The sequence below is a fragment of the Mesorhizobium sp. M0139 genome, from assembly GCF_040322455.1.
Lineage (GTDB): Bacteria > Pseudomonadota > Alphaproteobacteria > Rhizobiales > Rhizobiaceae > Mesorhizobium.
Map to the genome: position 1 here is coordinate 17,804 of NZ_JAMYTN010000001.1, position 12,967 is coordinate 30,770.

General features: G+C 64.8%; 11 protein-coding genes and 1 riboswitch. Of the genes, 5 read left to right on the forward strand and 6 right to left on the reverse strand.

Annotated features, from left to right (window positions below):
- Positions 1–5: 5 nt before the first annotated feature.
- From NKJ58_RS00085 to thiB, 4 genes are all read right to left on the reverse strand, one after another.
- Positions 6–1,412 carry a M48 family metalloprotease gene (locus tag NKJ58_RS00085; RefSeq protein ID WP_245260366.1) on the reverse strand — a complete coding sequence of 469 codons (1,407 nt, stop codon included), beginning with the start codon at positions 1,410–1,412 and terminating at the stop codon, positions 6–8.
- A gap of 329 nt (positions 1,413–1,741) precedes the next feature.
- A complete protein-coding gene (thiQ, locus tag NKJ58_RS00090; protein ID WP_023707251.1) occupies positions 1,742–2,506 on the reverse strand; it encodes a thiamine ABC transporter ATP-binding protein in 765 nt (254 codons plus the stop codon).
- On the reverse strand, positions 2,503–4,101 hold the full coding sequence (gene thiP, locus NKJ58_RS00095) for a thiamine/thiamine pyrophosphate ABC transporter permease (RefSeq protein WP_023707250.1): 1,599 nt from the start codon (positions 4,099–4,101) through the stop codon (positions 2,503–2,505). The genes thiQ and thiP overlap by 4 nt, the downstream gene beginning before the upstream one ends.
- Positions 4,102–4,321: 220 nt before the next feature.
- Entirely contained in the window at positions 4,322–5,329 is a 1,008-nt protein-coding gene (gene thiB / locus NKJ58_RS00100; RefSeq protein WP_031246663.1) for a thiamine ABC transporter substrate binding subunit, read from the reverse strand.
- 43 nt (positions 5,330–5,372) lie between these two features.
- Positions 5,373–5,487: riboswitch (TPP riboswitch) on the reverse strand.
- Positions 5,488–5,649: 162 nt separating this feature from the next.
- Here thiB and NKJ58_RS00105 point away from each other — a divergent pair.
- Genes NKJ58_RS00105 through NKJ58_RS00120 form a run of 4 tightly spaced genes read left to right on the forward strand, consistent with a single transcriptional unit; the run spans position 5,650 to position 8,728 of the window.
- On the forward strand, positions 5,650–6,309 hold the full coding sequence (locus NKJ58_RS00105) for a thiamine diphosphokinase (RefSeq protein ID WP_023690494.1): 660 nt from the start codon (positions 5,650–5,652) through the stop codon (positions 6,307–6,309).
- Position 6,310: 1 nt separating this feature from the next.
- Positions 6,311–8,131: an ABC-F family ATP-binding cassette domain-containing protein gene (locus tag NKJ58_RS00110; protein ID WP_023690493.1), complete on the forward strand. Its 1,821-nt coding sequence runs from the start codon at positions 6,311–6,313 to the stop codon at positions 8,129–8,131.
- 55 nt (positions 8,132–8,186) lie between these two features.
- A complete protein-coding gene (locus NKJ58_RS00115; protein ID WP_023693600.1) occupies positions 8,187–8,429 on the forward strand; it encodes a type II toxin-antitoxin system CcdA family antitoxin in 243 nt (80 codons plus the stop codon).
- Positions 8,429–8,728 (forward strand): CcdB family protein, encoded by a 300-nt coding sequence (locus tag NKJ58_RS00120; RefSeq protein ID WP_023673676.1) that lies wholly within the window; start codon positions 8,429–8,431, stop codon positions 8,726–8,728. The genes NKJ58_RS00115 and NKJ58_RS00120 overlap by 1 nt, the downstream gene beginning before the upstream one ends.
- Positions 8,729–8,754: 26 nt before the next feature.
- Here the strand turns inward: NKJ58_RS00120 and NKJ58_RS00125 are convergent, their stop codons facing one another.
- Positions 8,755–10,413 carry a hypothetical protein gene (locus tag NKJ58_RS00125; protein WP_352852690.1) on the reverse strand — a complete coding sequence of 553 codons (1,659 nt, stop codon included), beginning with the start codon at positions 10,411–10,413 and terminating at the stop codon, positions 8,755–8,757.
- A 76-nt stretch (positions 10,414–10,489) separates the two neighbouring features.
- Positions 10,490–11,788, reverse strand: a complete 1,299-nt coding sequence (locus tag NKJ58_RS00130; protein ID WP_023684197.1) for an adenylosuccinate synthase — start codon at positions 11,786–11,788, stop codon at positions 10,490–10,492.
- A 209-nt stretch (positions 11,789–11,997) separates the two neighbouring features.
- Between NKJ58_RS00130 and NKJ58_RS00135 the strand changes: the two genes are divergently transcribed.
- Entirely contained in the window at positions 11,998–12,903 is a 906-nt protein-coding gene (locus NKJ58_RS00135) for a DMT family transporter (RefSeq protein WP_023688976.1), read from the forward strand.
- Positions 12,904–12,967 lie beyond the last annotated feature (64 nt).

Here is a 12,967-nt window from a genome sequence, read left to right on the forward strand (position 1 = left end):
CGGCGCTATCTGTCCGTGACGATCTTGACCTTGTCGCCGGCCGAAACCGAGGCGCCCGGCGACATCGCGTTGAGCACGCGGAACAGATCGAGCTTGCGGTCGACGCCGACCATCTGCGCCGAAAGTGTGCCCATCGTCTGCCCGGCCTGTACCGTGACGACGCGGATATGCAGCGGCTTCAGTGCCGCTTTCTCGGCGGGGCTGAGCACGCGGAACGAACCGCTGACCGAGCGTGCCACCGGATCGAGTGTCGTGCTGGCCGAGGGGGCCGCTGTCAAAAGCCGGTAGACTTGGCCGCCGGCGCGGATCACCGCAATGTCGAACTGCCAGCCATCGGCGCCGGCGTGCGCTGTCGCCGCCTCGTTGCCGTCGATCGTCTCCTGGCGCACACTGGTCTCGTCGAGACCGGCCACCCAGCCGCTTCTGATGTAGTCGGTCAGCGCACGATCCTTGTCGATCGACACACCGTCGAAGCGGATCGCCATGTCGCCGGGACCGGTCGCCGTCACCGCCGCCGCCGAATTGTCGATGATGAAGCCGTCGGGCACCGTGAACGAAACGCCGAGGCCCGGATGCAGGAAGGTCTGGCCGCGCACATAGCCCTCTTCCGGCGTGTCGCCATAGAGCAGGCCGTCTATCCCGGCCAGGAAGGAATCGCGGTCGCGGGTGCCGATGCCCGGCGCGCCGAACTGGCGGGCGTGGCGCTGCGCCAGATCAATTCGCTGCGGCGTGTTGGGGTGCGTGGCCAGGAAGTCGAGGCTGGCGTCGGTGGCGCCGCTGATCGAGCGGAAATCGGTATAGGCCGACATCGACTGCAGGAAACGCCCGGCGGCATAGGGATCGTAACCCGCCTCGCCGATCGACTTGATGCCGATCGCGTCTGCCTCCAGCTCCTGGTTGCGCGAGAACTGCGCCAGCCTCAGCTTGCCGCGGATCAATGCCTGCTTGGCGGTCGGGCTGTCGCCCAGCACATCGGAGACCACCTTGGTCGCCAGGCCTTCCTCGGCCTCGAGCTGCTGGCGCTGCAAGCCGTGATTGGCGGTGACGTGGCCCATCTCATGCGCGATGACGGCGGCGAGTTCGGCCGAATCATTGGCCAGCGCCAGCAGGCCGCGGGTGACGTAGAGATAGCCGCCCGGCAGCGCGAAAGCGTTGACGTTGGGCGAATTGAGGATGGTGATGCGATAGGTCTGGGTCGGATTGGCCGACACCACGGTCAGGCTGCCGACAACCTTGGCCACCATGCGCTCGAGCTTGGGATCGGAATATTCGCCGCCATAGGTGGCAAGGATGCGCGGATGTTGCGCCTTCGCCAGTTCGGCAAGCTTGCTGTTGGCGGCGACATTGTCGACCGTGATCGGCTTGTCGGAAGGCTGGAAGCCGGATTCCTGCACTTCGGGAGGCGTGAACATCTGGCAGCTGGCCAGCGCCACGGCAAGGCCGGCCAGCGCGAGGAAGCGCACCAGCGGTCTGCGTTTCAAAGTGTCAGTGCCGGTCGGCAGCACGGCGTTCCTTCAGCTCTCGGCGCATGATTTGGACCGGGGTCCGCGCCAGCGAAAAATCGGTTTCGTTGGCAATCCTGCACACATCAAAAAACCTACAGCGTTTACGCATCCGGCCGGGTGCGGCGCTGTAGGGGCAAATCACGGCTCGTGCCGGACCAGTACTAAGCGGACCTAGCCACATCGACTGGACCATGGCAAGCAAGCGCCACATCACCTGTAGCCGGTTTGGTCGTAAATTATGTCCGCTTCCGGGCAATATCGCGTGATCCGCCCGAACTTGCGCCGATATAGCGCCGAAACGCTTCAGGGCCAGTGCCGTCGAAAAAATCGCCGGCAGGTCCCGTCGCGGCAACCCTGCCATTGTCCAGAAAAACCATCTGCTCGCCGATACGGCGAGCGTCTTCCGGCTGATGCGTGACGAACAGCACCGTCATCGCCCGCTCGGCATGAACGCCGGCCACCAGGTCGAGCATGTCGTCGCGCAGTGCTGGCCCGAGCGAAGCGAACGGCTCGTCGAGCAGCAGCACTGGCCGGTCGCGCACCAGAACGCGGGCGAGCGCCACGCGCTGCCTTTCGCCGCCGGAGAGTTCGCGCGGCAGGCGCATTTCCTTGCCGGCCAGGCCAACGCGGTCAAGCGCCTCGGCGATTGCGGCGCGATCGGCGTCGGTCAGGTTGAGCGATGGCGAGCGGCCGAGCCCGACATTCTTCTCCACCGAGAGATGAGCAAACAGATTGTTTTCCTGGAATACCATCGACACCGGCCGCGCCGAAGGCGGCTCGGCGCCGACATCGGCGGCGCCGATCAGCACACGACCGGACTCCGGCGTCTCGAAACCAGCCACCAGATTGAGCAAGGTCGATTTGCCCGAACCGCTTGCCCCCATGATGGCGGTGATCTTAGATGTATCGAATTCGACATCGAACAGGAATGGCGTTTCGCCATAGCTGAACGAGACCTTGTCCAGCCGGACAGTCGTGCCTTTCTCCACAGCGGACGTCACGATCTCTCTCCCCGTCCCAGCCAGTCTGCCGCGACCACCAATGCAAGGCAGACCGCCCCGAGCAGCAAAGCCAGCCCGGCAGCATCGGCCGTGCGATAGCTGCCCATGCGCGCCAGCAGGAGATAGGGCAAGGTCTGCACCGAATCGCTGCCGAACAGCGCGATGACGCCGAGATCGCCGAGCGACAGTGCCATGGCGAAGGCAAAGCCGGTGGCCAGCGGCCGCCGGAGCGATGGCCAGTCGACCAGAAGCAGCCGGTTCCAGCCCGCAATGCCGAGCTGCGCGCACAGCTTTTCATGGCGCTCGCTCGCCGCATCATAGGCCGGGCGCATCGCGCGGATGGCAAAGGGCATCGCCATCACCGCATTGACGGTGACGACCATGACCGGCGCGATGGCAAAGACATCGCTGACCGTGCGCAGCAGGAGAAACCAGCCGGCGCCGATGACGATGGGCGGCACGACGAGGACGAAGCCGGCGCCGGTGTCGGTGGCATGTTCGAGCAATGAACGGGCACTGGACCGGCGGCGCAGCGACAGTGCCCGCCGCGCCATGATCAGCGACAGTGCCAGCGCCACCGAAAGTAGCGCCGCCGAGAAGGCGAGACCGGCGCTGGTCAGCGTCGCCTGACGCACGGCACTCTCGCCCGCCAGCCGGCCGAGATCGGCGCCGAGGCCGGAGGCAACGGTGGCCGCCATCGGTCCGGCGACGAACAGCAAGGCGAGCACGATCAGGACGGCGTTGAACGCTGTTTCTGCTTTGCCGGCCAAGTGATAGCGGCGCGGCGCGACAGGCAAATTGGCGTCGCCGGTCACATTGGCGCCGAGCCGCGTCAGCGCCAGCATGACGGCGAAAGTCAGCGCGATCTGTAGCACCGTCAGCGTCACCGCTCGCGCCGGATCGAAGTCGAAACGCAGCGCCTGATAGATGGCGACTTCCAGCGTCGTCGCCGCCGGCCCGCCGCCGAGGATCAGGACGATGGTGAAGGAGGTGATGCAAAGCATGAAGACAAGCCCGGCGACGCCCGGCAGCGCGGCGCGCAGCACCGGCCACTCGATCAGCCGGAAGGCTGGCCTCGCCCCCATGCCGAGCTGGCTCGCCAGCCGCCATTGATCGGCCGGCACCGTTCCCAGCGCTTCGAGGAACAGCCGGGTGGCCAGCGGCAGGTTGAAGAAGACGTGGGCGACGAGGATGCCCGACAGCCCATAGATGTCGGGCCAGCTCTGGCCACCGATCGCGGCGAAATAACCGGCGCGGCCATAGAGCGCCAGTATTCCCAGCGCTCCGACAATTGCCGGCAAGGCAAGGGGCACAGTGAATAGCTGCAGGATGAAGCCGCGTCCGAAGAAGCGCGGATGCCGCGACAGCGCCCGGGCGACGAAGAGCGCCGGTACGGCGGAAAGCAGAGTCGAGAGCGCAGCCTGCCAGAGCGTGAAGCGGACAACGCGCAGGAGATAGAGGTCAAAGGCGGACGCGGCGCCGGAAAGGTCGTGCGCGCCTTCGCGGATAAGGCCGGCGAAGGCGCCACCGATCAGCAGCGCGATTGCCGCAAGCGCGACAATGCCGGCCGTGATGCGGGGGTCAGAGCGTTGCACTCTTTACCGGGCGTCGCGTTCCTTCGCGCCCCCCTCTGTCCTGCCGGACATCTCCCCCACGAGGGGGGAGATTGGCGGTTTTAGCGCTCCGCTCATTCCTGCAGCTTCGGAGATTGGCGAAAGTCAACGTAAAGGCCAATCTCCCCCCTCGTGGGGGAGATGTCCGGCAGGACAGAGGGGGGCGCCGTAGAGCACTCATCTTTTGACTATACAGCCAAATCTACTTGCTCATCACCGCCAGCCATTCATCCACCCAGGCCTTGCGATTTGCCGCGACCTCTTCCGGGCTGAACAGCAAGGTCTTCGCCGGCTTGACCAGCCTATCAAAAGCCGGATTGAGCGGCTTGTCGGTTTTCCCGGCCGGGAACATCCAGTTGGTCTCCGGAATGACATCCTGGAATTTCGGCCCGGTCATGAAGGCCAGGAACTTCGCCGCCAGCGGATTCTTCGCGCCCGTGGTGGTGATGCCGGCGACCTCGATCTGCAGATACTCGCCTTCCTCGAACGAGGCCGCCTGGTAGCGCCCGGTGTTCTCCGCCACCATGTGGTAGGCCGGCGACGTCGTATAGGAAAGCACCATCGGCGCCTCGCCCTTGGTGAACAGGCCGTAGGCCTCGCTCCAGCCCGGCGTCACCGTCAGCACTTTGCCCTTGAGTTTCGCCCAGGCTTCCGGCGCCTTGTCGCCATAGACCGACTTAACCCACAGCAGCAGGCCAAGGCCCGGCGTCGACGTCCTCGGATCCTGGATGACGATCTTGTCGGCGGCATCGCCCTCGACCAATTTCTTCAGGCTCTTCGGTGGGTTCTTCAGCTTCTCGGTGTCGTAGACGACGGCGAAATAGCCATAATCGTAGGGCACGAAAGTGTCGTCGCTCCAGCCGCCCGGCACGTTGTTTTCAGCCACCGCGCCATGTGGGACAAACAGGCCGGAAGCCTTGGCTTCCGCGGTGAGGTTGGTATCGAGGCCAAGCACGATATCGGCTTTGGTCGACGCACCTTCGAGCTTGACGCGATTGAGCAGCGCGACGCCGTCGGCCACCGAGACGAAGTCGACGCTGCAGCCACACTCGGCCTCGAATTCCTTCTTCACCTGGGGGCCTGGACCCCAGTCGGCAGTGAAACTCTCATAGGTATAGATCGTGAGTTTTTCCTGCGCGCACGCAGGGCTTGCCAGTAGCGAAACAGCAAGCCCAAGCGCTGGGACAAGACGGGACAAAAAAATGCGCATCGGCGCCTCCTTCATTCGTGTTGAAAGGAATTGAGGCGTCGGGCTGTCCGAAGCGTCTAATCCCTCCGCCGGTACAAACCGGATCAGGTTCAGCGGGTTGGCGAGACTGCCTCTCAGCCGGTCCGCGAAGATCGCGTCCGGCACCCCGTTAGAGCGTTTCGACACATAGGCCCGGCCAAGGTGCCACGCAAGTGGAAGTTTGCCCGAGCGTGATCCCGGAAAGTGGAATCCGTTTCCGGAAAAAGATCATGCTCCAACAAAGAGTGACGGTGCCGCTCGGCCTTCCGTTTCGTCGGCGGGGCTGGTAAGGGCCAGCGGATATGAGCACATTCACCATCCTGCTTGGCGGCGATCTCGTCCGCACGCCGCGGCTCGACCGCCAGGTCGCGGGCACGCGCGTCATCGCCGCCGACGCCGGCATCGATCATGCCCGCCTGCTCGGCGTGATGCCGGAGCTGTGGGTCGGCGATTTCGATTCCGTGCCGGCGGACCTGCCTGCCGATCTCGCCGCCGTGCCGCGGGAGGTGTTTCCTCCCGAAAAGGACAAGACCGATGGCGAACTGGCGATCGCGGCGGCATTGGAACGCGGCGCCACCAGCCTGGTGCTGGCCGGCGCTTTCGGCGGCAAGCGCGCCGACCACGCCTTCCTCCATCTGGCGCTCAGCCTGCGGCTGGCCGAGGCCGGCACAAAATTGCTGTTGACCAGCGGAGCGCAGGAAGGCGCCCCTCTGCTGCCTGGCAAGGCCGGCTTCGACTATGCCGACGGAACGCTGTTTTCGGTGCTCGGCTTTTCCGATCTTTCGGGCCTCACCGTGTCCGGCGCGAAGTGGCCGCTCGACCATGTCGAGGTCGTGTTCGGCTCGTCGCTGACCATCTCGAACGAGGTCAAGTCCAACACGACCGGGGGCGGCCTCGAAATCGCGCTCGGCCATGGCCGCGCGCTGCTGCTCGCCCACCCCTACCCCTTGCCTGAAAGCTGACATGGCCCCGCCCCTTCTCAACCTCGACGGCATAAGACTGACCTTTGGCGGCACGCCGCTGCTCGATGGCGCCGAACTGACGGCGTCCGCCGGTGACAAGATCGCGCTCGTCGGCCGCAACGGCTCCGGCAAGTCGACGCTCCTGAAGATTGCTGCTGGTCTGATCGAGCCGCAAGACGGCGAGGTCTTCCGCCAGCCTTCGGCAACGGTGCGCTATCTCCCGCAAATGCCCGACATGGACGGCTTTGCCAATGTGCGCGCCTATGTCGAGGCCGGGCTTGGGCCTGCCGACGATCCCTACCGCGCCACATATCTGATGGAGCATCTCGGCCTCGCCGGCACGGAGAACCCCAACGATCTCTCCGGCGGCGAGGCGCGCCGCGCAGCACTTGCCCGCGTCATGGCGCCCGAACCCGATATTCTGCTGCTTGATGAGCCGACGAACCATCTCGATTTGTCGGTCATCGAATGGCTGGAAGAAGAGCTTGTCCGGACGTCTTCGGCGCTGATCGTCATCTCGCACGACCGTCGCTTCCTCGAACGCGTCTCGCGCGCCACTGTCTGGCTCGACCGTGGCCAGACCCGCCGCCTCGACAAGGGCTTTGGCCATTTCGAGGAATGGCGCGACCTTGTGCTGGAAGAGGAAGAGCGCGAACAGCACAAGCTCGGCCGCCAGATCGTGCGCGAGGAGCATTGGCTGCGCTATGGCGTGACGGCTCGCCGCAAACGCAACATGCGCCGCCTGGGCGAACTGCAGACCATGCGCCAGCGTTTTCGCGGCCATCGCGGCGCCGAGGGCTCGGCGACCATGGTGGCCAGCGACGCCGCCGAATCCGGCAAGCTGGTGATCGAGGCCAAGAACATCGAGAAGAGTTTTGGCGACCTGACCGTGGTCAAGGGCTTCTCGACCCGCATCCAGCGCGGCGATCGCGTCGGCCTTGTCGGGCCGAACGGCGCCGGCAAGACGACGCTGTTGAAGATGCTCACCGGCGAGATGAAGCCCGATGCCGGCTCGGTGCGGCTCGGCACCAATCTGGAAATCGCCACGCTCGACCAGAAGCGCGAGGCGGTCGATCCGGCCGAGACCCTGGCGCAGTATCTCACGGACGGGCGCGGCGAAAACCTCGTCATCAATGGCGAGCAGCGCCATGTCGTGTCCTACATGAAGGATTTCCTGTTCAAGCCGGAACAGGCGCGCACCCCGGTGCGCGAGCTGTCCGGCGGCGAACGGGCGCGGCTGCTCCTGGCGCGTGTTCTGGCGCGGCCGGCCAACCTTCTGGTGCTCGACGAGCCGACCAACGATCTCGACATGGAGACGCTGGAACTGTTGCAGGAACTTGTCGCCGGCTTTGCCGGCACGGTCATCCTGGTCAGCCACGACCGCGACTTCCTCGACCGCACCGTCACCAGCATCATCGCCCCGGACGGAGGCGGCCGCTGGATCGAATATGCCGGTGGCTATTCCGACATGCTGGCGCAGCGCGGCGGCACCCGGCTCGACGACCGCAAGGCGCGCGCCAAGGCCGAAGCCAGCGATGCGCCGGCGCCGGGCAAGAGCGAGCCGGCAGCGCCAAAAGGGCCGTCGAAGAAACTGTCGTTCAAGCAGAAATTCGCCCTGGAATCGCTGCCCAAGAAGATCGAGGCGGTAATGGCCTCGATCTCGCGTTTGGAAAACAACATCGCCGATCCCGCCTATTACGAGCGCGACCCGGCCTCGTTCCAAAAGACCATCGCCGCCCTCGACAAGGAACGCGCCACGCTGGCCGCACTCGAGGAAGAGTGGCTGGAACTGGAAATGCTGCGTGAGGAGATGGAGGGGTAGCATTGCCTGCGGTCTTTTATGCGCGTATATTGTGCGCATGAAAGGAGGCATCTCCGTGCTTCAATCGACGCCAAAAACTCAGCGGACCTCTGTCAACACGTCCATTGACTCTCAGTTGATCAAGGACGCCAAAGCGTTGGGCATCAACATCTCCCGCGCTGCCGAAGCAGGGATCGCGAAAGCGATTGCGGCGGAGAAAACGCGTCGATGGCAAGAAGAAAACAGGGAAGCCATCGAAAGCTCCAACGAATATGTCCGAAAGAACGGACTGCCATTGGCTAAACACCGGCCGTTCTGATGGCGCGTTACGATTTCTATCGGAGTACCGAGAGCGACGGTTATCTTCTCGACGTGCAGTCAGATATGCTTGAAGGGCTGAGCACGAGGGTGGTCGTTCCTTTGATGCCGCCCGAGATTGCCCCGCTTCCTGGCCGCCGCCTGAACCCGACCTTCGCTATAAACGGCAAAGATCTTGTGATGGTCACACAGTTTGTGTCGGCCTTCAGCGCGTCCGAATTGCGGATGCCAGAGGGAAACCTTTCTAGACATCACGACGACATCGTCGCCGCCCTCGACATGCTGTTCCAGGGCTTCTGAGCGAAGGCAGCCGCTACTGCCGCCCGTCAACCTGCCGTCTTGGCCTGCCAGGCCTTCAGCGCCTCGTCGAACACCTTCTCGCCCGGAATGCCCTTTTCCATGGTCAGCAGCGCCCGGCGTCCGGTCTTGTAGACCACCGGCACGTCGATCCAGTCCTGGCCTCGAAGCAAGGTCATATTGGCGTCCTCGTCGGCCTTGGTGTCGTTGAGCGCCACCAGGAAGAAGCCGTCGGCGATCTTGGCCGGAATGCCGATCAGCGGGCTGCCGGCATCCTGTTCCGAACTCTTCATGGCGACGCGCAGGATGTTGTCGACGCCACCGCCGTCAAAGCCCTCGGGCGTCAGGAAGATCATCTCGATGATGTGGCTGGCCGGCAGCGTCTGGTCGGTATTGCGGCGGATGGTCATGCGCAGCTGGATGTCCTTGCCGGGAATGGTCGCCTCGGCGCGGATCGCCGGCTCGGGCGGCAGGTCGCCGCCGGGCGATTCCTGCACCAGCGACCAGACGATGCTGCCGGGTTCGGCCGAACCTTGCGCGGTCGAGGTGCGTTCCTCGTAGAAGATCGCCTTCTGGCCGACCGCAACGGTCGGCGCGGGAGCGGCGGCCGCCGGCGCAGCGGGCGGCGTGGCGGCGGCATCAGCCGGTGCTGCCCCATTGGCCGGCGGTGCGACGCCATCGGCGGGCGGCGTTGCCGGTGGCGTGGCGGAAGCGTCGGGCGCCGGCGTGGCGGGCGCGCCCGTGGCTGCGGCGGCGCCGGCCGGCGGGGGCGCAGGCACAGGCGCCGGCGCAGACGCTGGCGCCGGCGCAGGCGCTGGAGCCGGGGGTGGCGGTGTGGTCAGCGCGGCGACGGACTCGCCCTCGCCGATGCCGCTTTGACCGGCCGCGGGACCGGGGTCGGTTTCACCGCCTTCGGGCGACAGGCGCTGGGTGAACTTCGTTCCCTCGCCGGCAGCAGCCGGTGCGGGTGCATCGGCCGCGGGCTTGGCCGGCGCCGGCTTTACCAGCGGTTCGGTCGAGACCGTCTTGGTGTCGCCTCCGAGGCCCAGCATCGAGCCAAAGGCATCCTTGTTCAGCCAGATGCCATAGCCGCCGCCGGCGACCACCAGAAGCGCGACGACAGCCGCGATCAACCCGCCATAGCTGCGCCTGCGCTCGGCTGGGCGCAGGCGCTGGAACGTGTCCGCCGCCGGCTGCTCGTCATTGGCGAACACATCGGCGCTGTCGTCGTCGGCGTCCAGCTCCACGGCTTGCTTGTCGATGGTTTCTGCACGCGCCGCAGGCGACGGCGGTGTCGGCGCGGGCCTCTGCCAGCTCGGCTCTGTCCTGGCGGTCGGCGCCGGCTGCACGGGTTTCGCCGGCTGCCAGGCCGGCGCAGGCGTGGCGGAAGGCTTTACATGACTGGACTGGTTCTTGTTGCGGTCGATGGAGGAGAAGATGTGCTCCAGCTCCGCCAGCGGATCGGATGCCGGCACCGCCCTGGCATAGTCGCGCTCGACGCTCGAGATGGCATCTTCCAGGGATCGCTTCTGCGTGCTTATGGCTTCGGCGGCCAGCGGCGGCGAATACTCCGCAAGCTTCTTCGCCAGCATGGTACGAACGCTTTCATAGATCCGCGTACGCTTTTCGGGCGTTTCGTCGCCGTGCTTGTCGAGCGCCTTTTTCAGAATAGCAACGAAATCTGCCATGCTTCAGTCGACCTGTATTTTGTTTCCGCGCCGGCCCCCGCAAATCGGCCGCGATGCCCGGAAAGGCTTCAGAAAACTAGTCTTGAAACGGATCGGTCACAAGTATCGTGTCGTCCCGTTCCGGGCTGGTGGAAAGGAGCGCGACGGGTGCCCCGATCAGCTCCTCGATGTAACGGACATATTTGACGGCCTGCGCCGGAAGGTCGTTCCAGCTGCGCGCGCCGGCTGTGGTGCCTTTCCAGCCTTCGAGCGTCTCGTAGACCGGCTCGACACGCGCCTGCGCGCCCTGGCTGGCCGGCAGATAGTCGATCGTTTCGCCGTCGAGACGGTAGCCGGTGCAGACCTTGATCTCATCCAGCCCGTCGAGCACGTCGAGTTTGGTCAGGGCGATGCCCTTGATACCGTTGACGGCGACGGCCTGGCGCACCAGCACGGCGTCGAACCAGCCGCAACGGCGTTTGCGCCCGGTGACGACGCCGAATTCGTGGCCACGCGTACCGAGAAATTCGCCGATCTCGTTCTTCTGCTCGGTCGGGAACGGGCCTTCGCCGACACGCGTCGTATAGGCCTTGGTGATGCCCAGGACATAGCCGATGGCGCCGGGGCCCACCCCCGAGCCGGCGGCTGCCTGGCCGGCAACGGTGTTGGACGAGGTGACGAACGGATAGGTGCCGTGGTCGATGTCGAGCAGCGTGCCTTGCGCGCCCTCGAACAGGATGCGTTCGCCGGCGCGGCGCTTGTCGTCGAGGATTTTCCAGACGCGGTCCATATAGGGCAGGATCTCATCGGCCACCGAGGTCAGCTCGGTCATGATCGCCTCATGCGTGACTTCGCCATGGCCAAGCCCGCGACGCAGCGCATTGTGATGCGTCAGCAGCCTGTCGACCTTGAGGGGCAGCGTTTCCAAATCCGCCAGATCCATCACCCGAACCGCGCGCCGGCCCACCTTGTCTTCATAGGCTGGGCCGATGCCACGACGCGTCGTGCCAATTTTCGTCCCGGAATTGGAGGCGGCGTCCTCGCGGAATCCGTCCAGCTCCCGGTGCAGCGACAGGATAAGCGCGGTGTTTTCGGCTATTTTCAGGCGGTCCGGCGTGACCTCGACGCCTTGCGCCTTGAGTTTTGCCACTTCGGCGACAAAGGCGTGCGGGTCGAAGACGACGCCATTGCCGATGATCGACAGCTTGCCTTGCCGCACCACGCCCGACGGCAGCAGCGACAGTTTGTAGACCTTGCCGTCGACGACCAGCGTATGGCCGGCATTGTGGCCGCCCTGGAAGCGCACGACCACGTCGGCGCGCTCCGACAACCAGTCGACGATCTTGCCCTTGCCTTCGTCGCCCCATTGCGAGCCGACGACCACCACATTGGCCATGTTTCTTTTCCCTTGAGATGCCGCCCTGGCGGCCTGGATATGGTTCGAAACGACAGGCCTCTATAGCGTCAAGACCTCGCAAGCGCGACCTTTCTTTGCCGCCGAAAATGCCCTGAGGCACAACAATTTTCGGCTTTGACATCATTTACTTGCGTCGGCGGGGGCAATAGGCCGGCAAACACAACTCCCCAAGCGGCCGGAATCCCGCAATGCATCGACGCGCCTACCTGTTCCTGCTGCTGACCACCTTGTTGTGGGGCGGCAATTCCGTCGCCGGCAAGCTGGCGGTCGATCACGTCTCGCCGATGACGCTGGTCTTCCTGCGCTGGGTGCTGGCCGTCGCGATCCTGCTGCCGATCGGCTGGCGCACGATCAGGGAGGACTGGCCGGTGGTGCGCAAACACTGGTTCGTCCTGGCTGCACTTGGCGCCAGCGGCTTCACTCTGTTCAACACCATTTTTTACACCGCGCTCAACTACACGACGGCGATCAATGTCTCGATCGAACAGGCGGCGATGCCGGTCTTGATCATCATTGCCAATTTCTTCTTCTTCCGCCTGCGCGTGAGCTGGGCTCAGATTGCGGGCGTGGTGCTGACCATCTTCGGCGTCATCTTGACTGCCTGCCACGGCGATCCGCGCCGGCTGCTCACATTGGAACTCAATTTCGGCGACGCCATCATGCTGGTCGCGGTCGTCCTCTACAGCGGTTATTCGGTCGGGCTGCGGCTGAAGCCGGTGATGCGCTGGCAGAGCCTGATGTTGTCCCTGGCGATCGCTGCCCTCATCACCTCGCTGCCGTTCTTCCTGTGGGAGGTCGCCGCCGGCAAGGTTATCGTCCCCGATATCAGCGGCTGGGTGGTCATCGTCTATACCGCGATCGGCGCTTCGGTCATTTCGCAGATCACTTACATCAGGGGCAACGAACTGATCGGCGCCAACCGTGCCGGGCTGTTCATCAATCTGGTGCCGATCTTCGGCACGCTGCTGTCAGTGCTGATCGTCGGCGAGACATTCCAGCTCTACCAGGCGCTGGCGCTTGCCCTGGTGCTGGGCGGCATTTCGCTCGCCGAATACAGCGGGCGCAAGATGTCGGCACCGAACCGCTGCGGATAACATTTGGCCGCTGCCGCGCTGCGCCGCCGTCGCGATAACTGCTGCCGCGCGCCGACCTGGAACA